Here is a 23,297-nt window from a genome sequence, read left to right as displayed (position 1 = left end):
GGCGGAGGAACGGACGATGGTCGCGGCCAAGGCCAACGAGGCGGACCGGATCGTCGACCGCCCCCCGGAGTCCGTCTCGTTCTATCTCGTCTACGGCCCCGACGCCGGCCTCGTCGCCGAACGCGCCGCGCGGCTCGCCCGCGCGCGGATCAAGCTCGACGACCCCTTCGCGCTGATCCGCCTCGACGGCGCCGCCATCGGATCGGATCCGAATCGACTGGCCGACGAGGCCTATGCCATCCCGATGTTCGGCGGCGCGCGTGCAATCTGGATCCGCGATGCCGGCGGACGCGCCAACATCGCGCCGACGCTCACCCGCCTGATGCGCGATCCGCCCCCCGAGACGACCATCGTCATCGAGGCCGGCGACCTCAAGAAGTCGAGCCCGATCCGGACCCTGTTCGAGAAGGAAAAGCTCGCCTACGCGATCCCCTGCTTCGCCGACGACGGCGCCGCGGTCGCCCGGCTGATCGACGACGAAGTCCGCGCCGCCGGCCTCGCGATCTCCGGCGAAGCCCGCCAGGCGCTCGGCGCCCTGCTCGGCGGCGACCGCCTGGCGAGCCGCGGCGAGGTGACGAAACTCTGCCTCTATGCCCATGGCCGCGGCCGGATCGAACTCGCCGACGTCGAGGCGGTCGTCGGCGACGCGGCGGCCGTCACGATGGACGAGATCGTCGATGCCGCCGCCACCGGCGATATCCCCGCCCTGTCCGCCGCACTCGCCCGCGCCGAGGGCGACGGCATCCGGGCCGACGTGCTCTGCGGCGCCGTGCTGCGGCATTTCCAGATGCTCGACCTCGCCCGCGCCGACGTCGACGCCGGCAAGCGGCCGGCCGACGCGGTGGCCGGGCTGCGCCCGCCGGTGTTCTACAAGCGCCAGGACAAGGTGATGAAGGCGGTATCGATCTGGACGGCGCCGCGCATCATCCGGGCGATGGAGATCCTCGCCAGAGCCGTCCGCGACGCCCGCCTCGACGCGGCGCTCGGCGCGACGATCGCCGCCGACGCGCTGTTCACCATCGCCCGCGCCGCCCAGCGCTGATCGGAACGGCAGCGAATCGACCGGGCACACCTCTTCGGGACTCGCCTGCCGAAACGAAATCGGGGCCGGAGCGTCGTGCTCCGGCCCCGATTCATTTCGCCTGCGAAATCGCGGAGATCAGGTCGCGGCGCCGAGCCGGCGCACCACCTCGTCGAGCTGCTCCAGCGACTTGTAGCGGATGCGCAGCTCGCCGGAGCCGTTCGGCCGGTGACCAATCTCCACGGTGAGACCGAGGATGTCGGAGAGCTGCCGTTCCAGCGCCTTGGTGTCGGCGTCCTTCTCCGGTCGCGCCTTGGTCTCTGGCGCCGCCTGCGGCTTCTCCAGCGCCTTCTGCGCCATCTGCTCGGCAGCCCGCACCGAAAGGCCCTCGTCGACGATCTTGCGCGCGAGGGCGGTCGGGTCCGGTGCCGTGATCAGCGCGCGGGCATGGCCGGCGGTGAGCTGGCCGTCGTTGACATAGGCCTTCACCGCATCGGGCAGCTTCAGCAGCCGCATCGTGTTGGCGACGTGGCTACGGCTCTTCGCGATCACCGTAGCGAGATCGGCCTGGGTATAGGCGAACTCGGCGATCAGCTGCTCATAGCCCATCGCCTCTTCCAGGGGGTTGAGATCCTCGCGCTGCACGTTTTCGATGATCGCGATCTCGAGCGCCTCGCGGTCGGAGACGTCCTGGATCACCACCGGAATCTCGTGGATCCCCGCCCGCTGCGCCGCGCGCCAGCGGCGCTCGCCGGCGATCAGCTCGTAGCCGCCCGGCCGGTCGGCGGCGGGGCGCACCAGGATCGGCTGGATCACGCCGCGCTGGCGGATCGAGGCGGTGAGGTCCTCGAGTTCGTCCTCGCGGAACGACCGGCGCGGATTACGCGGGTTGGCCTTGATCAGGTCGATCGCGACGCGGCGCGTGCCGCGCGCGCGCTCCACCACCTCGAATTCGTTGCCGGCGTCGCCGATCAGCGCCGCCAGTCCCCGCCCGAGCCGCCGCCGGCCACCATCGTCGGTCATCGCCATGGTCTTTCCGCCTTGAATGCCGTCGTCGCCGCCGGTGCCACTGCCACGTCCAGAGATCACGCCACCGCCTTCAGCTTCCGCTCGCGCTGGATGATTTCGGAAGCGAGTCGAAGATAGGCCTGGCTGCCGGTGCATTTCAGATCATAGAGCAGCGCCGGCTTGCCATAGGACGGCGCTTCCGAGACCCGCACGTTGCGCGGGATGATGGTGTCGTAGACCGCCTCGCCCATGTGCGAGCGCACATCGGCGACGACCTGGTTCGAGAGATTGTTGCGGCTGTCGAACATGGTGAGCACGATGCCATGGATCGAGAGATCCGGGTTCAGCGTCCGCTTCACCTGTTCCACGGTCTGCAGCAGCTGCGACAGGCCCTCGAGCGCGAAGAACTCGCACTGCAGCGGCACCAGGATCGAATGCGCCGCGCTCATCGCGTTGATGGTGAGGAGGTTCAGCGACGGCGGGCAGTCGACCAGCACATAGGAAAACCGCTTCGCCGTCCCCGTCGCATCGCGCTCGCAGGCGGTGACGTGATCGGCGATCGCGTGGCGCAGCCGGAAGGCGCGGTCGGATTCGGCGGCGATCTCGAGCTCGACGCCGAGGTTGTCGAGCGTCGAGGGCGACACGGTGAGCCGCGGCACGGCGGTCGGCACCAGCGTCTCGGCCAGCGTCGCCTCGCCGACGAGCAGGTCGTAGGTCGAGCGGTCACGCGAGCGACGGTCGATGCCGAGCCCGGTCGAGGCGTTGCCCTGCGGATCGAGGTCGACGATCAGCACTTCCTCGCCGATCGCGGCGAGCGCGGTGCCAAGGTTGATTGCGGTGGTCGTCTTGCCGACGCCGCCCTTCTGGTTGGCGAGGGCGAGCACGCGGGGATGTTCGGGCAGCTGGTTCATGAAGACCTCACCTGAGGCCCCTTGCACGGCGGGGGCTCCACGCCTGATCGCACCAGGACCTCGTCGCGCCGGCCGCCGGGATCACACCCGGATGACACGCCGCCGTCCGCTCGATCGCGGCTCAGGCGCGCGGCCGGACCGATGTCAGGACCGCGACACGCCCGCCGGGATCGATCCGACTTGGATGTTCTATCAGATCGAAAACCCAAGATTGAGTGGCTAGCGCCACTTCAGACGCAAAATCTTGTCCTTTGTGGAAAACACCGGCCGCCCCGCGCTCCAGAATCGGGGCCGCGAGACCGAGGAGGTCGGCGAGGGGGGCCAGCGCCCGGGCCGACACGGCATCGATATCCCCGAGGTCCGGCGCCGATCGTGTCGCAAGCGATTCGATCCGGATCGGGTGCACGGTGGCCGGCAGGCCGAGTTCGCGGATCACGGTGCGCAGGAACGCGACCTTGCGGCCGTTGCTCTCGGCGAGATGCACATGCGCGCCGTCGCGGCCCTTCATCAGCGTCGCCGTGACGAGGCCGGGGAAACCGGCGCCCGATCCGATGTCGAGCCAGCGCCGCGCCTCCGGGCGGACGGCCAGCGCCTGCGCGCTGTCGGCGACGTGGCGGCGCCAGATCTCGGCGAGCGCCGCCGGCGCGACGAGGTTCTTCGCGGGCTGCCACTTCTTCAGCAGCGCGACATAGGCGGCGAGATCCGCGCGCTGCGCCGGCGTCACCGCGAGGATCGCGTCGAGCGCGTCCGGACCGTCCTTGCCAGCTGCTGCCATTGCCATCGCCTTCAGGCCGCGCCGCGGGTCACGGTCGCCGCCGGACGTCGCCGCACCGCGCCGAGCAGCAGCGTCAGCGCCGCCGGCGTCATGCCCTCGATCCGCGCCGCCTGGCCGAGCGTCAGCGGACGCACCGTCTCGAGCTTCTGCCTGAGTTCCGTGGAGAGCCCGGCGAGCGCGCCGTAGTCGGTCGCGGGATCGATCGCCAGCGCCTCGTCGCGCCGGAACGCTGCGATGTCGGCCTCCTGCCGCGGCAGATACACCGAATAGGTCGCCTCGGTCTCGAGCTGGCTCGCCGTGCGCTCTGGCAGGGCGCCGAGCTCCGGCCATAGCGGCGTGAGCCGGGCGAGATCGAGGTCCGGATAGGACAGCAGCTCATAGGCGCTCCGGCGGACGCCGTCCTGGTTGAGCTGCAGGCCGCGCCGGGCCGCCTCGCTCGGCGTGACGCTGAGTGCCCCAGCCAGCGCCCGCGCCGCCGCCAGCGCCGCCATGTCGGCAGCAAAGGCCGCCGCCCGCTCCCTGCCGACGAGACCGAGCTCGACACCGAGCCCGGTCAGGCGCTGGTCGGCGTTATCCGCCCGCAGCGACAGCCGGTACTCCGCGCGCGACGTGAACATCCGATAGGGTTCGGCGACGCCGCGGGTGACGAGGTCGTCGATCATCACGCCGAGATAGGCCGTCGCCCGGTCGATCACCACCGGCTCGGCGCCGCCCGCCCGCCGCGCGGCGTTGAGGCCCGCGAGCAGCCCCTGCGCGGCCGCTTCCTCGTAGCCGGTGGTACCGTTGATCTGGCCGGCGAGGAACAGCCCGCGCGCGCGCTTCGCCTCCAGCGTCGGCGCCAGCTCGCGCGGGTCGACGTGGTCGTACTCGATGGCATAGCCCGGCTGCAGGATCCGCACCCGCTCCAGCCCCGGGATCGTCGCGAGCAGCGCGGCCTGAGCATCCTCGGGCAGTGAGGTCGAGATGCCGTTCGGATAGATCGTCGGGTCGTCCAGCCCTTCCGGTTCCAGAAAAATCTGGTGGCCGTCGCGGTCGCCGAAGCGCACCACCTTGTCCTCGATCGACGGGCAGTAGCGCGGGCCGCGGCTTTCGATCCGCCCGGAGTACATCGCCGAGCGCTCGAGGTTTGCCCGGATTACGGCATGGGTGGCCGCCGTGGTGCGCGTGATGTGGCACGGCACCTGCGGCGTGGTGATCGCCTCGGTCATCGTCGAGAACGGCTCGGGCGGATCGTCGCCCGGCTGTACCTCGAGCCCGGACCAATCGATGGTGCGGCCGTCGAGACGCGGCGGCGTGCCGGTCTTCAAGCGGCCGAGCCGCAGCCCGATCCGCGCCAGCGTCTTCGACAGGCCGAGGGCCGGCGCCTCGCCGACCCGGCCAGCCGGCGTGGTGCGGTCGCCGATGTGAATCAGTCCGGAGAGAAACGTGCCGGTGGTGAGCACCACGGCCCCGGTCGCGATGCGGCGGCCGTCGGCGAGCACGACGCCGGCAATTTCACCGTCGGCGCCGAGCACAAGATCGTCCGCCTCGCCCTCGATCACCGAGAGACCGGACAGCGCACGCAGCTCCTCCTGCACGGCGGCCTTGTAGAGCTTGCGGTCGGCCTGGGCGCGCGGCCCGCGCACGGCGGGACCCTTCCGGCGGTTGAGCAGCCGGAACTGGATGCCGGCCCGGTCGGCGACGCGGCCCATCAAGCCGTCGAGCGCATCGACCTCGCGCACCAGATGGCCCTTGCCAAGCCCGCCGATCGCCGGATTGCACGACATTGCCCCGACGGTGGCGAAGCGGTGCGTCAGCAGCGCCGTCCTGGCCCCGACGCGCGCGGCCGCCGCCGCCGCTTCCGCGCCGGCATGGCCGCCGCCAATGACGACGACGTCGAAGGAGACGTGCTCGAGGTTTTCCGACATGACGGGTTCTCTTGGCTCAGGGAGAGAGGCTCGTAGGCATCGCCGCGGCCGGCTGCTCACATCCTGCGAGCGTTCTAGTTCATTGCGGGGGGCGGGTCAAAACCGGGCCCCTCCACTCCCGACGCGTCCTCCGGCCGGACGGCGCCGGGCGTCTCTCCATGTTTCACGTGGAACATTTCGGACTCGAATCGGTGCTAATCACGGGGTCGTTTCTTATCCACAGCCTGTGCAGCGTTTCACGTGAAACAGTGGGACAGGTCGGGATAACCCTCGGGATACCCCGCCGGGGTCACTTCCCGACACAGAACTCCGAGAAGATCGCCCCGAGGACGTCCTCGACATCGATGCGCCCGATCAGCTCGCCGAGCGCCTCACCCGCCTGCCGCAATCCCTCGGCACGTACCTCGAGCGGCGCCGCTCCGTTCGCGACCGCCGCATCGATTGCCGTCTTTGCCGCCTGAAGGCAAAGCCGGTGCCGGGCCCGCGTCACCAGTGCCGGCTCGGCGGGCACCAGACCGGCGACATGCGCCGTGAGCGCCGCCACCAGTGAGTCGAGACCCGCGCCGGTTTGCGCTGAGATGCGGTGATCGAGCCGGGCCGCCGGGGAGTCTCGTTTCGAGTCCGAATCGAGATCCCTCTTGGTGCCGATGATCCAGAGCGGGCCTGAGCCGGCATCGGTTTCACTACCGTGAAGGTCCGCCGGCGGCGGCTGGCCGGCATCGGCGAGCCAGAGCACCAGGTCGGCGTCGGCCGCGCGGGCCTTCGCGCGGCGGATGCCTTCCGCCTCGACGGTCTCCGTCGTCTCCCGCAGGCCGGCGGTGTCGACCAGCGTCACGGCGAAGCCGCCGAGGTCGAGATGCACTTCGAGCAGGTCACGCGTCGTGCCCGGCACGTCGGTAACGATGGCGACGTCGCGGCCGGCCAGCGCATTGAGCAGGCTCGACTTCCCGGCATTGGGCGGACCGAGGATGGCGATCTCGAAGCCGTCGCGGATCCGCTCGCCGACCCTGCCCCCGGCCAGCACCTTGCCGAGGTCGGCCGAGAGCTGAGCCATGTCGGCCCATACCGCTGCCGCGGCGCTGTCGGGCACGTCGTCCTCGTCGGCGAAATCGAGTTCCGCCTCGATCAGGGCACGGGCGTGCAGCAGGCGCCGGCGCCAGTCGCCCGCCACCTCGGCGAGGCCGCCGTCCAGCTGGCGCAGCGCCTGCCGGCGCTGGGCGTCGGTCTCGGCCGCGACGAGGTCGGCGACCGCTTCCACGGCGGTGAGATCGAGCCGGCCGTTGTCGAACGCGCGCCGGGTGAACTCGCCGGCGGTCGCTGGCCGCAGCCCCGGCAGGTCACCAAGTATGGCGAGCGTCGCTGCGACCACGGCGCGGCCGCCGTGCAGATGCAGTTCGGCGCTGTCCTCGCCGGTGTAGGAGGCGGGGCCTTCGAAGAAGAGAACCACGCCGCGGTCAATGGTCTCGCCCCCGGGCGCACGGATCGCGCGATAGGCGGCGCGGCGGGCGGGCGGCACGGCACCGAGCGTCGTTTCGAGAACCAATCGAGTCCGCGGCCCGCTGATCCGGACGACGGCGAGGCCTGCCGGCGGGCGGCCGCTGGCGAGCGCAAAGATCGTGTCACGGTCGCGCTCCATCCCTGCCCTCGCACTCATCGGCCGCCCCGTTTACGTCTCGTTAAGCATCATCCGCCCGGAACGCGAAAAGCCGCCGGAATCACCCGGCGGCTTCTCGTTTCGAGTCCGAATCGAACCGCGGATGCGATCCTCAGGTGTTCATCGAGTCGAAGAAGTCCTGGTTGGTGCGCGTCTGCCGCAGCTTGTCGAGCAGGAACTCGATCGCGTCGGTCGTGCCCATCGGGTTGAGGATACGGCGCAGCACGAAGGTCTTCTTGAGCTTGTCGGGCGCGACCAGCAGGTCTTCCTTGCGTGTGCCCGAGCGCTGGATGTCGATCGCCGGGAACACGCGCTTGTCGGCGATCTTGCGGTCGAGGATGATTTCGGAGTTACCGGTCCCCTTGAACTCCTCGAAGATCACCTCGTCCATGCGGCTGCCGGTATCGATCAGCGCGGTGGCGATGATGGTCAGCGAGCCGCCCTGTTCAATGTTGCGCGCGGCGCCGAAGAAGCGCTTCGGGCGCTGCAGGGCGTTGGCGTCGACACCGCCGGTCAGCACCTTGCCGGACGACGGCACGACGGTGTTGTAGGCGCGGCCGAGGCGGGTGATCGAATCGAGCAGGATGACCACGTCGCGGCCGTGCTCGACGAGGCGCTTCGCCTTCTCGATCACCATTTCGGCGACCTGGACGTGGCGCGTCGCCGGCTCGTCGAAGGTCGACGAGACCACCTCGCCCTTCACCGAGCGCTGCATGTCGGTGACTTCCTCGGGACGTTCGTCGATGAGGAGCACGATCAGGTAGCAGTCGGGATGATTGGTGGTGATCGAGTGCGCGATGTTCTGCAAGAGCACGGTCTTGCCGGTGCGCGGCGGCGCTACGATCAGGGCGCGCTGGCCCTTGCCGAGCGGGGCGGCGAGATCGATCACGCGGGCCGACATGTCCTTCTGCGGCACACCCTCGATTTCCATGCGGAAGCGCTGGTCGGGGTAGAGCGGCGTCAGGTTGTCGAAGTGGACCTTGTGGCGCGCCTTGTCCGGGTCCTCGAAGTTGACCGTGTTGACCTTCAGCAGCGCGAAATACCGTTCGCCCTCTTTCGGGCTGCGGATCTGGCCTTCGACGGTGTCGCCGGTGCGCAGCGAGAAGCGGCGGATCTGCGAGGGCGAGACGTAGATGTCGTCCGGCCCCGGCAGGTAATTTGCGTCGGGCGAGCGCAGGAACCCGAATCCGTCCTGCAGCACCTCGACGACGCCCTCGCCGATGATGTCGACGTCCTGGGCAGCGAGCTGCTTCAGGATCGCGAACATCAGCTCCTGCTTGCGCATGGTCGAGGCGTTCTCGACCTCGAGCTCTTCCGCGGTCACGAGCAACTCGTTGGGCGTCTTGGATTTCAGATCCTGGAGTTTCATCTCCGGCATGTAGGTCAACGTCTCGCTTGCGGGGAAGGAGCGGCCCGGACAGCCGCGTGGAGGGATGAAGGTCAGTCCGGTCTGGAAGATGACGACAGGGCAAGTGGCGGGCGAAGATCGTCGCCGTCGCGGTTTCCACGGCGGCACCCGCCTGCCAAACCACCGACTGGGCGACCGGCCGATCTTGTCGGTTCAGACCGAACCGAATCGCGCCGTGCCCGTCCGCGTCAAACAGGTACCCGACGGATATAGTCGCTAAGTTCCGTCTCGACAAGCGTCTCCCTGCCGCAGATCGGGCCGCATCACGCACGAATGGGCGAGAAAAGCAGCCCGGTCCCGGACGACGCTCAGAACGGCTTCAGCACCACGAGCAGCACGATGGCGATCAGCAGCAGCGTCGGCACCTCGTTGGCGATCCGGTAGAAGCGGCCGGGCCGGGTGTTGCGGTCGGCGGCGAAATCGCGCTGCCAGACTTTCAGCGCGCTGTGGAAGCCGCTCATCGCGACGACGAAGCCGAGCTTGATCCAGATCCACCACGCCCCGGATGTGAACCAGCCGGCATAAAACGCCAGCCAGAGCCCGAACAGCCAGGTCGCCCCCATCGCCGGCTCCATGATGGCGCGCAGCAGCCGGCGTTCCATGATCTTCAGCGTCTCGGAGAACTCGGAGCCGGGGGTGGCGTCGGCGTGATAGACGAACAGCCGCGGCAGGTAGAACAGCCCCGCCATCCAGGCGACCATCGCGATGATGTGCAGCGCCTTCAGCCAGTCGTACATCGCCGCGCCCCTCGTTCGTTCGCCGCGCTCAGCCCGGCTGCCAGGCGCGCACCCGGTCGACCATCCGCCCGACGTGCTCGACCGGCGCGTCCGGCGTGATGCCGTGGCCAAGGTTGAACACGAACGGCCGCCCGGCGAGCGCCTCGAGCACCGCGTCGACGCCCTCGTCCAGCCCCGCGCCGCCGACGACGAGGCGCAGCGGATCGAGATTGCCCTGCACCGGGCAGAGCGGCTGCACCACGTCGCGGGCGAACGCCAGCGGCACACCCCAATCGAGGCCGACGGCCGTCACCCCGGTCGCCGCGACATAGGCCGGCAGATGCGCGCCGGCGCCCTTCGGGAAGCCGATGATGCGCGCGCCCGGCACTTCCGCCCGGACGCCCTCGACGATCCGCCGCATCGGCTCCATCGCCGCGCGGGCAAAGCCGATGTCGTCGAGCGTGCCCGACCAGCTGTCGAACACCTGCACGGCATCGGCGCCGGCGCGCAATTGCGCCACCAGATAGGCGATCGACGATTCGACGAGGATCTCGATCAGCCGGTCGAAGGCGGCGGGCTGGGTCAGCATCGCCCGGCGGGCCGGCATCTGGTCCGGCGTGCCGCGCCCGGCGATCATGTAGGTCGCCACGGTCCAGGGGGCGCCGCAGAAGCCGAGCAGCGCCGTCTCGGCCGGCAGGGCCGCCCGGACCCGGCCGACGGTCTCCAGCACCGCTCCAAGCCGCTCCACCACCGTGGTCGGGTCGAGCTCGTCCACCCGGTCGAGATCGATCGGATCGAGCCGCGGGCCTTCGCCCTCGACGAAGCGTACGCCCTGGCCGAGCGCATGCGGGATGACGAGGATGTCGGAAAACAGGATCGCCGCATCGAAGCCAAAACGGCGGATCGGCTGCAACGTGACCTCGGTGGCGAGCTTCGGGTTGAAGCAGAGGTCGAGGAAGCTGCCGGCGTCGGCCCGGGTCGCCCGGTACTCCGGCAGATAGCGGCCGGCTTGCCGCATCATCCAGATCGGTGGCGGACCGGCTTCGCCGTCGAGAGTGCGGATCAGGCGCCGCGTGCGGCTGGCATCGATCATCGGACAGCGTTCCCACAACTCTGAAAACAAAGATTCTAAGAAAGATTTGAATCTGTTGTTTCTGTTAGGGCCGTGGATAACAGGGATAGGGGGCCGTCCACAATCCGTTCGCCGTCCGGGCGGGTCGATGCCGCAGGGCGGACCGATCGGGGGCCGTTTTGCCCGGCTCGGTGGGACAGTGCGGCTGATCGCGATGTTTCGCTACCGATTCGAATGACTTGCGCCGCCCTGCCCGCCGCCGCGCCGCCGGGGACGACATGTGGACAACCCGGCCCAGTTTCCGGACGCGGGCGGAATTCACTGAGTCTTTCCAGCTTGTCCCGGGGTCCGGCGAGATCGACCGCGTCCGGGTCACTTCTGTGGACGGATTCGCCCGCCGGGGAGAGGCGGGCGGCCGCTGCCGGACTCTCGCCGACTTGTCCGCCTCCGCGTCGCGAACGCGGGCCAGGCTGTGGATCAATCCCGCGCGGAGGTCGCCGCAGCCGGTCTGCCACCACGCTCGTTCCGGATCCGACTCGTTTTTCGGGCGCTGCCGAAAGGGTGCAACCGACCGGGTCGGCCGCCGGCCGGGCCATCCGGCCTCACCCGTTGACGCCGGAGACAGCGCCGTGGACAGTCGCCGCCGGGGTGACGCGCCGCGAACATGGAGAGGATCGGGCAATGGCGACGACGGAGGGGGCCGAGGCGAAAATCGCGCTGGTGACCGGCGGCGGCACCGGGGTCGGCCGCGCGATCAGCGCCGCGCTGCTCGGTGCGGGCTTTACCGTCGTGATCTCCGGGCGCCGCATCGCGGTGCTCGAAGATGCCGCCGCGGCGCTCGGCGCCGAGACCGCCGGCACCGTAGTGCCGATCGCCGCCGACGTCGGCGATCCCGACGCGGTCGTCGCCCTGTTCGCCGCGATCGAGGCGCGCTTCGGCCGGCTCGACCTCCTCGTCAACAACGCCGGCAGCAACGTGCCGGCGATCCCGATGGAGGAACTCAGCTTCGCGCAATGGTCGAGCGTCGTCTCGGCCAACCTTACCGGCGCCTTCCTCTGCACCCAGCAGGCGATGCGGCTGATGAAGGCGCAGCGCCCGCGCGGCGGCCGCATCATCAACAACGGCTCGATCTCCGCCTCGACGCCGCGACCGCATTCGGCGCCCTACACCGCGACGAAGCATGCGATCACCGGGCTGACAAAGTCGACCGCCCTCGACGGCCGGGCCTTCGACATCGCCTGCGGCCAGATCGACATCGGCAACGCCGCGACCGAGATGACCGAGAAGATGGCGAAGGGCGTGCTGCAGGCCGACGGCCGCATCGCCACCGAACCGACCATCCCCGCCCGCCACATCGGCGACGCGGTGGTCTACATGGCGAGCCTGCCGCTGGAGGCGAACGTGCTCACCATGACGGTGATGGCGACGGCGATGCCGCTGGTTGGGCGCGGCTGACTTTTCGCGGCCTTCGACAAGCCTCAGCCGTCCTCGAAGTCCGCCCGCCGCAGGCCGTGCCGCGCCAGCTTGTCGTAGAAGGTCTTGCGCGGGATGCCGAGCCGCTGGATCGTCCGGCGCACGTCACCGCCGGTCGCTTCGAGCGCCGCGCGGATCAGCCGTCCCTCCGCCGCCTCGACCCAGTCGGGCAGCGCGCCGGTCTCGGGCAGGGTCGCACCTGCCGGTGCGACGGTCGACGGACTTTCAGGAAATGCCGCGGCCGGTTCCGGCTCGCCGATCCCGAGCACGCAGCGCTCGGCAAAATGCACGAGCTCGCGCACGTTGCCGGGCCAGGCGTGGGTGTCGAGATGGCGCCGCAGCCCGGCGTCGATCGGCGGCACCTCGCGCCGAAACCGTTCGGCGGCGCGGGCGAGGAAATGGCCGAACAGCAGCGGGATGTCGGCGCGGCGCTCGCGCAGCGGCGGGATCGACACGGTGACGACGTTGAGCCGGTAGTAGAGGTCCTCGCGAAAGTCGCCGCGCTGGGCCGGGTCGCCGAGGTCGACCTTGGCGGCGGCGACGACGCGGAGGTCGACGGGGCGCACGTCGTTGGTGCCGAGCGGCGCCACCTCGCGCCCCTCCAGCACGCGCAGCAGCTTCACCTGCGTCGGCAGCGGCATGCTCTCGATCTCGTCGAAGAACAGCGTGCCGCCGCTCGCGTGCTCGATCCGCCCGATGCGCTTCTTCTGCGCCCCGGTGAAGGCGCCGCTCTCGTGGCCGAACAGCTCGCTCTCGATGACGCTTTCAGGAAGCGCGGCGCAGTTGAGCGCGACGAAATGGCCGTGCCGGCGCCGGCTGCTCCAGTCGTGCAGCAGCCGGGCGACCACCTCCTTGCCGCTGCCGGTCTCGCCGGCGACCAGCACATCGACGTCGGCGTCGGCGATCTGGCGCAGCGTCGCGCGCAGTCGGCGCATCGCCGGCGTCTCGCCGATCAGCGGGCCATCGTCGAGGGTGGACGCCGCGCGCTGGCGCAAGGCGCGGTTCTCTAGCACCAGCCGCCGCTTTTCGGCGGCGCGAGTGACGCTGCGCAGCAGGCGCTCGGGCGGATATGGCTTGGCGATGAAGTCGTAGGCGCCGTCCTGCAGGGCCGCGACCGCCATCTCGACGTCGCCGTGGCCGGTGACGAGGATGACGGGAAGGTCCGCATCGCGCTGGCCGAGCGCCCGCTGCAATTGCAGCCCGTCCATCTTCGGCATGCGGATGTCGGTGACAACGACGCCGGGATAGTCCGGCCCGATCGCCGCCAGCGCGTCCTCCGCCGAGGCAAAGCCCGTCGCGGCAAAGCCGCCGAGCTCGAGGCTCTGCACGTTGGCCCGGCGCAGCATCGCGTCGTCGTCGACGAAGGCGACTGGCGTCGGCTCCGCACGGCCGGGTGACGCGGTGGCCGCGGCGGGTCGCCCGCCGTCCGGCGCGATGCGGCTCATGCGACCCTCCTCATGGTGTCCGCTGCAGGTGGATGACGGCCGTCGTGCCGGCGGGCGAGCTTTCCACCGCCAGCCGGCCGCCGAAGCTGGTGACGATGTCGTTGCAGATGACGAGGCCGAGGCCGAGCCCGCGCGGCTTTGTCGTGCTGAACGGCGTGAACAGCGTCGCCATCACCGCCTCGGGAATGCCGGGCCCGTTGTCCGCGACGGTGAGGCGCACCTCGGCGGCAGCGGCGTCGAGCCGAAGTTGGACGATGCCGGCGGGAGTGTCCGAGTTGGTGGCGGCGCGCGATTCGATCGCTTCGATCGCATTGCGCAGCAGGTTGACCAGCACCTGCTCCAGCCGCTGCCGGTTGGCGCGCGCCTGCACCGGCGCCTCGAACCCGCTGCGCTGCAGCTCCACCCGGCCGCTGCCGAGCTTCGGCGAGATCAGCAGCAGTGCGCCGTCGGCGGCATCCGCCACCGAAGTCGGGCCGATGTCGCCCGACCCCTTGGCGGCGAAGCCGCGCAGGCCCTCGGTGATGGTGCCGATCCGGTCGGCGAGTTCGCCGACGAAGCCGAGGTTCTCGGCGACGGCGGCGGTATCGCCGCGCTGGAGCAGCGTCGCGGCGTTGCCGGCGAAGCTGCGGATCGCCGCCACCGGCTGGTTGACCTCGTGCGCGACACCGGCGGCGATCTGGCCGAGGATCGCCAGCCGGTTCGCCTGCAGGAAGCGGTCCGACACCTCCTGCAGCTTCGCTTCGGCGCGCCGGCGCTCGGCGCTTTCGGCCTCGAGCCGCGCGTTGGCGGCGCTGAGTTCCTGGGTCCGCGCGGCGACCCGCTCCTCGAGCAGCGCCTGCGCGTTCGCCGCGGCCGCCGCCCGCTCCAGTGCGCGGCTTCGCCGGCGGACCAGCGAAGCCCCGCCGACGCAAAGCAGCAGCAGGGCCGCCACCGTACCGGCCTGCGCCTGCCGCCGCGCCGCCGCGACCGGCGCGCCGGTCGGCGCGAGCAGCGTCAGCTGCCAGCCGGTTCCGTTCACCGGCACCCGCGCCGCCATGAACTCTACCGGCCGGCGATCGGGCAGGCTCGCCTGCACGCGGGTCGCCGCCGATCCCGCCGCCGGCAGCGCGTCGCCCGTCCCGTCCACGGCGGCCACCGGCAGCGGCGTCAGCGACGCGTCGCCGAACTGCAGGCTGTCGCGGATCGCCGCCGCCTCGTCCGGCCCGATCGGCCGCGTCGCGCGAAACCGCCAGTCCGGCACGCTGGTGGCGAGCACGATGCCGCGCGGGTCGGTGACGTAGATCGTGTCGCCGCCGAGCCGCCAGGCCGCCTCGACGCCGTCGAACTCGACCTTCACCACGAGGACGCCCGGTCGCCCGCCCGTCTCGACGCGCCGGCCGATGTAGAGCCCGGGCCGCCGGCTGACCGTGCCGAGCGCATAGTGCTCGGCCGCCCCGCTCGCCACCGCGTCGCGGAAATAGGGGCGGAAGCGATAGTCGCTGCCGACGAAGCTGTCGGGTCGCCCGGCGTTGCTGGCGGCGATGGTGACGCCGTCGGCATCGAGCAGATAGATCACCGAGGCCCGGCTCGCGGCGGCGATCGCCGCCAGCCGCCGGTCGAGCCGCGGCTGCGGCGGCCGGCCGGGGGCGGCGACCGCCGCAGCGAACTCCGGATCGGCCGCGAGCACCCCGGCCACCGCGCGCTGCTTGTCGAGCTCGGCGCGCAGCAGTTCGGTGCTCTGCAGCGCCGCCGTGCCCGCCCGGTCCGCAACCCCGGCCCGCGCGCCGTCGGCCGCGATCCACCCCGCCAGCGCCGCGAGCCCGCCGATCGTGACGGCGATCACCGCCACGAGCGCCAGCCGCCGGCGGCCGCCGGAGCGGCGCAGCGGGCCAGCGAAAAGGGGGCCGGTGCTGGTCTTGGACATCGCGCAATCTGTGCAGTTTTCCGGACAAACCGCAAGTCAACGCATGCGGAAATCCGCACAATGGCGGGTGGCATATGCAAGGCGCACAAAAATACGTCGTCGATTCAATCGGTTGAGGACAGCGAATCCTCTGGCACGCCGCTTGCCGATAGGGCTGCGTCCGGATGCGGAGGCGCCGGGCAATTTCGACAAGTGATCTCGGCACCGCCGGCCATGCCGCGGCAGGACGGGATCGACCAGGGAGGATCCCATGATTGCCGTGCCGCACAGCTCGGATATCCATCCGCGCGAGAAGATCCCGCTCTACCGCCAGCTCTACGTCCAGGTGCTGGTGGCGATCGCCGCCGGCATGCTGCTCGGCCATTTCTATCCGGACTTCGGCGCCAGCCTGAAGCCGCTCGGCGACGGCTTCATCAAGCTGGTCAAGATGATCATCGCCCCGGTGATCTTCCTCACCGTCGTCACCGGCATCGCCGGCATGACCGACATGAAGAAGGTCGGCCGCGTCGCCGGCAAGGCGATGCTCTATTTCCTCACCTTCTCGACGCTCGCCCTGATCATCGGCCTGATCGTCGCCAACGTGGTGCAGCCGGGCGCCGGCCTCAACATCGACCCCGCCTCGCTCGATCCGGCGGCGGTCGCGACCTACGCCGACAAGGCGCACGAGCAGACCATCACCGGCTTCCTCACCGGCATTATCCCGACCACGATCGTCTCGCCGCTGGTCGGCGGCGACATCCTGCAGGTGCTGTTCGTCGCCGTGCTGTTCGGCATCGCGCTCGCCACCGTCGGCGAGAAGGGTGCACCGGTGCTGGCCTTCCTGCAGGCGCTGTCGACCCCGGTGTTCAAGCTGGTTGCGATCCTGATGAAGGCCGCCCCGATCGGCGCCTTCGGCGCGATGGCCTTCACCATCGGCAAATACGGCATCGGCTCGGTCGCCAACCTCGCCATGCTGATCGGCACCTTCTACATCACCGCCTTCCTGTTCGTGTTCATCGTGCTCGGCGCGGTCTGCCGCTACAACGGCTTCTCGATCGTTGCGCTGCTCCGCTACATCAAGGAAGAGTTGCTGCTCGTGCTCGGCACATCGTCGTCGGAAGCAGCCCTGCCGACGCTGATGGAGAAGATGGAACGCGCCGGCGCGAAGAAGTCGGTCGTCGGCCTCGTCGTGCCCACCGGCTATTCGTTCAACCTCGACGGCACCAACATCTACATGACGCTCGCCGCGCTGTTCATCGCCCAGGCGACCAACATCGACCTCTCGCTCGGCGACCAGGTGCTGCTGCTCCTCGTCGCGATGCTGAGCTCGAAGGGCGCCGCCGGCATCACCGGCGCCGGCTTCATCACCCTCGCCGCGACGCTGTCGGTGGTTCCCGCCGTCCCGGTTGCCGGCATGGCGCTGATCCTCGGCATCGACCGCTTCATGTCCGAGTGCCGCGCCCTCACCAACCTCGTCGGCAACGCGGTCGCAACCCTCGTCGTCGCCCGCTGGGAAGGCGAGCTCGACACCGAGAAGCTCGAGGCCGCGCTCGCCCGGCCGGTCAAGCCCGCCGCCTACCCGCTCCCGGCCGCCCAGCCCGCGGAGTGACGGCCGGGGCGGTGCGCCCCGTCTCGCCCCGATCAACGAACGAAGCCCGCGGCGCTGCTGCGGGCTTCGTCGTCTTCCGGGCCTGCCGCGCCGCCCCCGCTTCCCGGCCAATGGTCGGCGGGCTCTTGCCTTTTGAGGTCGTTCTCGCCATTTTGCGGCTTCCGTCGGCGCCGCGCCGCCGGGGCCGCTCCCGCCGGCGGGCCGGTCCGCACCGGCACCGCCGATCGTCCCTCCCCGATCGTCCCGAGACGCCGCAGCACGGGCTTCGGCGTCGGTCGCAAGACAGAACACAGGTAGCCTAGCGATGCGCGTGACCCTCGAGCGGACGCACCTCCTGAAGTCGCTCAACCACGTCCATCGCGTCGTGGAGCGCCGCAACACGATCCCGATCCTCTCCAACGTGCTGATCCGCGCGTCGGAAGGCGAGGTGCAGCTGAAGGCGACCGACCTCGACCTCGACGCGCTCGAGACCGTGCCGGCGATGGTCGAGCGCCCGGGCGCCACCACGGTGCCGGCGCACATGTTCTACGACATCGTCCGCAAGCTACCCGACGGCTCGCAGGTGTCGCTGGAAACGTCGAGCGACGGCGGCACGCTGATCATCCTGTCGGGCCGCTCGCGCTTCGCGCTGCAGATGCTGCCCGAGAGCGATTTCCCCGACATCACTGTGGGCGAGCTCAGCCACCGCTTCACGCTGCCGGCGAAAGAACTGAAGCGGTTGATCGACCGCACTCAGTTCGCGATCTCCACCGAGGAGATCCGCTACTATCTCAACGGCATCTTCTTCCACACCGTCGACACCCCGGCGGGGTCGAAGTTCCGCGCCGTCGCCACCGACGGCCACCGCCTCGCCCAGGCGAACATGCCTGCTCCTGATGGCGCCCGCGGCATGCCCGGCATCATCGTGCCGCGCAAGACCGTCGGCGAGATCCAGAAGCTGCTGGAGGACCCGGAGGCGGAAGTCACCGTCGAGCTCTCCGACGCCAAGATCCGCATCAGCGTCGGCGCGGTGATCCTGACGTCCAAGCTGATCGACGGCACCTTCCCGGACTACGGCCGCGTCATCCCGCAGTCGAACGACAAGGAACTGCGCGTCGACAAGAGCGAGTTCGCCGAGGCCGTCGACCGCGTCTCGACCGTCTCCAGCGAGCGCGGCCGCGCGGTGAAGCTCACCCTCTCCGAGGGCAAGCTGGTGCTCACCGTGGTCAACCCGGATTCCGGCAGCGCCACCGAGGAACTCCACGTCGAATACGACGACGACCCGCTCGATATCGGCTTCAACGCCCGCTACCTGCTCGACATCGCCGCCCAGCTCTCCACCGACACGGCCCTGTTCCGCCTCGCTGATCCGGGTTCGCCGACCTTGATCCAGGACTCCGCCGACGCCGAGACGCTCTACGTGCTGATGCCGATGCGGGTGTGACCGGCCGCGTTGCCGGGCCGAATCCCGCGCCAGCCACCGGACCTGCCGCGATGACCGCTGCCATGGAGACCGGGCGAGACGGCGCCGGCCCGGCGCTCCGCGTCGCGATCGACCACCTGCGCCTTTCGGATTTCCGCAACTACGCGGCGCTCGACCTCGAGGCCGGCGGTCGCTCCGTCGTGCTCGTCGGCGAGAACGGCGCCGGCAAGACCAACCTGATCGAGGCGGTCTCCTACCTCTCGCCCGGCCGCGGCCTGCGCCGGGCGCCGTTTCGCGATGTCGCGCGGATCGGCGGGGCAGGGGGCTTTGCGGTCGCGGCGCGCCTCGACGGGGCGCTCGGCACCGTGCGGCTCGGCACCGGCATCGAGCCCGGCGACAGCCTGCGCCAGGTGCGCGTCGACGGCGTCGCCGCGAAGGGCTCCGACGTGCTCGCCGACCATCTCCGCCTCGTCTGGCTGACGCCGGCGATGGACGGCCTCTTCACCGGCCCGGCCGGCGACCGGCGCCGCTTCCTCGACCGCATGGCGATGACGCTCGATCCGGCGCACGGCCGCCGCGTCGTCGCTTTCGAGAAGGCGCTCACCGAGCGCAACCGCCTGCTCGAGGATTTCCGCAGCGACCCCGCCTGGCTCGATGCCGTCGAGGAGCAGGTCGCGGGCTTTGCCGTCGCCGTCGCGGCCGGCCGGCGCGAGACCGTCGCCGCCATCGCCCGTGTGCTGGCCGACGCGGCCGCCGACGACGGCGACGGGCCGTTTCCAGTCGCCGCCGTGCGCCTCGACGGCGCCTTCGAGGCGGCGTTCGATACCGCGAGCGCCACCGACGTCGAGGACTGGTATCGCCGCGACCTCGCCGCCGGCCGCAGCCGCGACCGCGCCGCCGGCCGGGCTCTGGCCGGCCCGCACCGCGCCGAGTTGCTCGTCGCGCACAGCGCCAAGCAGATGCCCGCCGCGCTCTCCTCCACCGGCGAGCAGAAAGGCCTGCTGATCGGCCTCGTGCTGGCGCAGGCCCGTCTCGTCGCCGAGGTCACCGGCACGACGCCGGTGCTGCTGCTCGACGAGGTGACGGCGCACCTCGATCCGCTGCGCCGCGCCGCGCTCTACGACCGCCTGGAGCGTCTCGGCGGGCAGTGGTTCATGACCGGCACCGACGCCGCCGCCTTCGCCGAACTCGGCGACCGGGCGGCGGTTTTCGAGGCGCGCGGCGGCCGCCTCGTGCCGCTCGGCGAGGGCGATCCGGCCGCTTAGGCGCCGAATCACCCGGGGCGGTGCCAGAATGCGCGCCGCCGGTGCCTCCAAAGGGCCGGAATCGTCATATATATTCGAGGCTTGAGGTGGTTGTTGAATAGGGGGCGACACCCCTCTAAGACCAGACCTCAGAAACGTCCCCCCCGACTGTCGCCGTAACGTGCGCCGGGGGCCGCGACGCCGCCGCGGTGCAAGCCGCGACACGGCCGCGGCGCGAACCCGACAGGAACGCGCGACCAACCGACGGGACCGGGAACCAGCCCGGGAAAGGCCCACTGATCTCATGACCGATGCTGTCCGCGATGCCGCTGCCGACGACTATGGCGCCCAGTCCATCAAGGTGTTGAAGGGGCTCGATGCCGTCCGCAAGCGCCCGGGCATGTACATCGGCGACACCGACGACGGCTCCGGCCTGCACCACATGGTCTACGAGGTGGTCGACAACGCCATCGACGAGGCACTGGCCGGCCACGCCAACCTCGTCACGGTGACGCTCAACGCCGACGGCTCCTGCACCGTCACCGACGACGGCCGCGGCATCCCGACCGACATCCACACCGAGGAAGGCGTCTCGGCGGCCGAGGTCATCATGACCCAGCTGCACGCCGGCGGTAAGTTCAACCAGGACGCCTACAAGGTCTCCGGCGGCCTGCACGGCGTCGGCGTCTCGGTGGTGAACGCGCTCTCGGCCTGGCTGAAGCTGGAGATCCGCCGCGGCGGCAAGCTGCACGCCATGACCTTCAGCTATGGCAATGCCGACGGCCCGCTCGAGATCGTCGGCGAGGCGCCCGGCCGCAACGGCACCAAGATCACCTTCCTGCCGAGCCTTGAGACCTTCAAGGGCGTCACCGACTTCGATTTTGCGACGCTGGAGCGGCGCCTGCGCGAGCTCGCCTTCCTCAACTCCGGCGTCCGGATCGTGCTGTCGGATCTGCGCGGTGTCGAGCCGAAGGTCGAGGAGCTGCACTACGACGGCGGCCTCGAGGCCTTCGTGCGCTATCTCGACCGCTCGAAGAAGCCGCTGACCCAGCGGCCGATCACCGCCTTCACGACGACGAAGGACGGCATCGTCGTCGAGGCGGCGCTGTGGTGGAACGAGAGCTACCACGAGAATGTGCTCTGCTTTACCAACAACATCCCGCAGCGCGACGGCGGCACCCACCTCGCCGGCTTCCGCGCCGCGCTGACAAGGCAGGTGACGAGCTACGCCGAGGTCAGCGGCATCGCCAAGCGCGAGAAGGTGACGATCACTGGCGACGACTGCCGCGAGGGGCTGACCTGCGTCCTCTCGGTCAAGGTGCCGGACCCGAAGTTTTCGTCGCAGACCAAGGACAAGCTGGTCTCCTCCGAGGTTCGCCCGGTCGTCGAGGGCGCGCTCAACGCCTCCTTCGGCACCTGGTTCGAGGAACACCCGCAGGAAGCCAAGATCATCATCGGCAAGGTCTGCGAGGCCGCCGCGGCGCGCGAGGCCGCCCGCAAGGCGCGCGAGCTGACCCGGCGCAAGGGCGCCCTCGACGTCGCCTCGCTGCCCGGCAAGCTCGCCGACTGCCAGGAGCGCGACCCGGCCAAGGCCGAGCTGTTCCTCGTCGAGGGTGACTCGGCCGGCGGCTCCGCCAAGCAGGGCCGCAGCCGTGAATTCCAGGCGATCCTGCCGCTGCGCGGCAAGATCCTCAACGTCGAGCGTGCCCGCTTCGACAAGATGCTGTCGTCGAACGAGATCGGCACGCTGATCACGGCGCTCGGCACCTCGATCGGCGCCGACGAGTTCAACGCCGACAAGCTGCGCTACCACAAGATCATCATCATGACGGACGCCGACGTCGACGGCGCCCACATCCGCACCCTGCTGCTGACTTTTTTCTTCCGGCAGATGCCGCAGCTGATCGAGCGCGGCAACATCTACATCGCCCAGCCGCCGCTCTATAAGGTCACCCGCGGCAAGTCCGAGACGTATCTGAAGGACGAGCGCGCGCTGGAGGACTTCCTGATCGACCAGGGCCTCGAGGATACGCTGCTGTCGCTCGCCAATGGCGAGGTGCGCGGCGGCGACGACCTGCGCGCCATCGCCCAGCGCGCCCGCCAGATCCGCGGCGTGCTCGACGGCCTGCACACCCGCTACGACCGCGCCGTGGTCGAGCAGGCGGCGATCGCCGGCGCGCTCAACGCCGAGATCCTGTCGAACCACGACAAGGCGCTCACCGCCGCCGCCTACGTCGCCCGCCGGCTCGATATCCTCGCCGAGGAATACGAGCGCGGCTGGGAGGGCGTCGCCCGCGAGGACGGCACGCTGCTGTTCGAGCGCACCGTGCGCGGCGTCAAGGACGCGACCGCGATCGACCCGGCGCTGCTCTCCTCCGCCGACGCGCGCAAGCTCGACGGCCACGCCGCCCACCTGCAGGAGATCTACGGCAAGGCGGCGACGCTGCGCCGGAAGGACGTCGAGATCCCCGTGCGCGGCCCGCGTGCCCTGCTCGAAGCGATCTTCGCCGCCGGCCGCAAGGGCATCGCCATGCAGCGCTACAAGGGCCTCGGCGAGATGAACGCCGACCAGCTCTGGGAAACCACCCTCGACCCCTCGATCCGCTCGCTGCTGCAGGTCAAGGTGCACGAGGCCGTCGAAGCCGACGAGATCTTCCAGCGCCTGATGGGCGACGAGGTCGAACCCCGCCGCGAGTTCATCCAGACCAACGCGCTGAGCGTCTCGAACCTCGACGTGTGATCTGCGGGCAGGGGCGTCGGCCGCCGTCCGGGCCGCCGACGCCCTGCCCGTTTTCTCTGCATTGCCCAGAATTTGGTCCCAGCCGCTCCGGATCAAGCCGGAATGCGGGCGCCGGCGCTCGGGTGGCGTCTGAAAATCCCTGCGAAATCAGCATTCTGATTCTGGCCCCGCCGTTGCATACACGATTGCATGCAATGGCGATGGGGCGCGGGTATGACTGCAAGTCTGATCGAGGGGCGGAACGTCAGCAAAGTCTATGCGACCGCGACGGCGCCGCTGGTCGCGCTGTCGGACGTCTCGTTCGGGATCGAGGAAGGCGAATTCGTCTCGCTGGTCGGGCCGAGCGGTTGCGGCAAGTCGACCTTGCTGTCGATCCTCGGCGGCCTCGAGGAGCGCACCGACGGCACGCTGGTGCTCGACGGCAAGCACCACGACGCGCCGCGCGCCGACATCGGCATGATGTTCCAGACCTCGGTGCTGTTTCCCTGGCGCACCGTGCGCGAGAACGTGCTCCTCCCCGGCATCATCCTCGGCCTCGAGCGCAAGCAGCAGGAGGCGCGCTGCGCGGAACTCCTGTCGATGGTCGGCCTCGACGGCTTCGGCGAGCGCTACCCGTCGGAGCTCTCGGGCGGCATGCGCCAGCGCGTCGGCCTCGCCCGGCTGCTCGCCCATGATCCGCGCGTGCTGCTGATGGACGAGCCCTTCGGCGCCCTCGACGAATTCACCCGCGAGACCATGAACATCGAGCTGCTGCGCATCTGGGAGCGGACGCGCAAGACCGTGATCTTCGTCACCCACAACATCGGCGAGGCGGTGTTCCTCTCCGACCGGGTGTTCGTGATGACGCCGCGCCCCGGCCGGCTCGAGGGCATCGTCGAGATCGACCTGCCGCGCCCGCGCCGCACCGACGTGATGCGCGACCCGCGCTACGCCGAGCTCGTGTTCGAGATCCGCGGCATGCTGGGCGTCGACCATTGAGCGCCCCGTCGCCCGCCAGCGCCGCCGCACCGCGCGCCATCCGCCCGTCGAC

17 protein-coding genes are annotated in these 23,297 nt (G+C 70.1%); 7 read left to right on the top strand and 10 right to left on the bottom strand.

Going from position 1 to position 23,297, the window contains the following annotated elements; genetic code table 11:
• The first annotated feature begins 16 nt into the window (after window positions 1-16).
• Window positions 17-1,042: a DNA polymerase III subunit delta gene (holA, locus tag I5731_RS08160; RefSeq protein WP_197310866.1), complete on the top strand. Its 1,026-nt coding sequence runs from the start codon at window positions 17-19 to the stop codon at window positions 1,040-1,042.
• A gap of 117 nt (window positions 1,043-1,159) precedes the next feature.
• On the opposite strand, the gene I5731_RS08155 is transcribed toward holA, so the two are convergent.
• The 8 genes from I5731_RS08155 to hemE form a co-directional block, all read right to left on the bottom strand.
• Window positions 1,160-2,050 (bottom strand): ParB/RepB/Spo0J family partition protein, encoded by an 891-nt coding sequence (locus I5731_RS08155; protein WP_235981638.1) that lies wholly within the window; start codon window positions 2,048-2,050, stop codon window positions 1,160-1,162.
• 56 nt (window positions 2,051-2,106) lie between these two features.
• Entirely contained in the window at window positions 2,107-2,940 is an 834-nt protein-coding gene (locus I5731_RS08150) for a ParA family protein (protein ID WP_197310865.1), read from the bottom strand.
• Window positions 2,941-3,061: 121 nt separating this feature from the next.
• Window positions 3,062-3,715, bottom strand: a complete 654-nt coding sequence (gene rsmG / locus I5731_RS08145; protein WP_197310864.1) for a 16S rRNA (guanine(527)-N(7))-methyltransferase RsmG — start codon at window positions 3,713-3,715, stop codon at window positions 3,062-3,064.
• Window positions 3,716-3,726: 11 nt separating this feature from the next.
• A complete protein-coding gene (gene mnmG / locus I5731_RS08140; RefSeq protein ID WP_197310863.1) occupies window positions 3,727-5,622 on the bottom strand; it encodes a tRNA uridine-5-carboxymethylaminomethyl(34) synthesis enzyme MnmG in 1,896 nt (631 codons plus the stop codon).
• 289 nt (window positions 5,623-5,911) lie between these two features.
• Complete coding sequence (mnmE, locus tag I5731_RS08135; RefSeq protein WP_407941836.1) at window positions 5,912-7,258, bottom strand: tRNA uridine-5-carboxymethylaminomethyl(34) synthesis GTPase MnmE; 1,347 nt, start codon at window positions 7,256-7,258, stop codon at window positions 5,912-5,914.
• 130 nt (window positions 7,259-7,388) lie between these two features.
• On the bottom strand, window positions 7,389-8,654 hold the full coding sequence (gene rho / locus I5731_RS08130; protein ID WP_197310861.1) for a transcription termination factor Rho: 1,266 nt from the start codon (window positions 8,652-8,654) through the stop codon (window positions 7,389-7,391).
• Between the two features lie 338 nt (window positions 8,655-8,992).
• Entirely contained in the window at window positions 8,993-9,421 is a 429-nt protein-coding gene (hemJ, locus tag I5731_RS08125) for a protoporphyrinogen oxidase HemJ (protein ID WP_197310860.1), read from the bottom strand.
• A gap of 28 nt (window positions 9,422-9,449) precedes the next feature.
• Entirely contained in the window at window positions 9,450-10,493 is a 1,044-nt protein-coding gene (hemE, locus tag I5731_RS08120) for a uroporphyrinogen decarboxylase (RefSeq protein ID WP_197310859.1), read from the bottom strand.
• A gap of 660 nt (window positions 10,494-11,153) precedes the next feature.
• Here hemE and I5731_RS08115 point away from each other — a divergent pair.
• Complete coding sequence (locus I5731_RS08115; protein WP_197310858.1) at window positions 11,154-11,927, top strand: SDR family oxidoreductase; 774 nt, start codon at window positions 11,154-11,156, stop codon at window positions 11,925-11,927.
• A gap of 23 nt (window positions 11,928-11,950) precedes the next feature.
• Here I5731_RS08115 and I5731_RS08110 read toward each other — a convergent pair whose 3' ends face one another.
• Complete coding sequence (locus I5731_RS08110; RefSeq protein WP_197310857.1) at window positions 11,951-13,390, bottom strand: sigma-54-dependent transcriptional regulator; 1,440 nt, start codon at window positions 13,388-13,390, stop codon at window positions 11,951-11,953.
• Between the two features lie 10 nt (window positions 13,391-13,400).
• Window positions 13,401-15,293, bottom strand: a complete 1,893-nt coding sequence (locus I5731_RS08105; RefSeq protein WP_197310856.1) for a sensor histidine kinase — start codon at window positions 15,291-15,293, stop codon at window positions 13,401-13,403.
• Between the two features lie 250 nt (window positions 15,294-15,543).
• Between I5731_RS08105 and I5731_RS08100 the strand changes: the two genes are divergently transcribed.
• The 5 genes from I5731_RS08100 to I5731_RS08080 all read left to right on the top strand — a co-directional run bounded on the left by I5731_RS08100 (window position 15,544) and on the right by I5731_RS08080 (window position 23,245).
• Entirely contained in the window at window positions 15,544-16,881 is a 1,338-nt protein-coding gene (locus I5731_RS08100; protein ID WP_197310855.1) for a dicarboxylate/amino acid:cation symporter, read from the top strand.
• A 304-nt stretch (window positions 16,882-17,185) separates the two neighbouring features.
• Window positions 17,186-18,304 carry a DNA polymerase III subunit beta gene (dnaN, locus tag I5731_RS08095; RefSeq protein WP_197310854.1) on the top strand — a complete coding sequence of 373 codons (1,119 nt, stop codon included), beginning with the start codon at window positions 17,186-17,188 and terminating at the stop codon, window positions 18,302-18,304.
• A gap of 50 nt (window positions 18,305-18,354) precedes the next feature.
• Window positions 18,355-19,548, top strand: coding sequence for a DNA replication/repair protein RecF (gene recF / locus I5731_RS08090; protein ID WP_235981637.1), 1,194 nt, complete (start codon window positions 18,355-18,357; stop codon window positions 19,546-19,548).
• 283 nt (window positions 19,549-19,831) lie between these two features.
• Window positions 19,832-22,267 (top strand): DNA topoisomerase (ATP-hydrolyzing) subunit B, encoded by a 2,436-nt coding sequence (gene gyrB / locus I5731_RS08085; RefSeq protein WP_197310853.1) that lies wholly within the window; start codon window positions 19,832-19,834, stop codon window positions 22,265-22,267.
• 213 nt (window positions 22,268-22,480) lie between these two features.
• Entirely contained in the window at window positions 22,481-23,245 is a 765-nt protein-coding gene (locus tag I5731_RS08080) for an ABC transporter ATP-binding protein (RefSeq protein WP_197310852.1), read from the top strand.
• Window positions 23,246-23,297: the final 52 nt, after the last annotated feature.

The organism is Methylobrevis albus, assembly GCF_015904235.1.
Taxonomy (GTDB): Bacteria; Pseudomonadota; Alphaproteobacteria; order Rhizobiales; family Pleomorphomonadaceae; genus Methylobrevis_A; species Methylobrevis_A albus.
The sequence above is the reverse complement of the archived record's forward strand: the minus strand, read 5'-3'. Positions and strand labels throughout refer to the sequence as shown.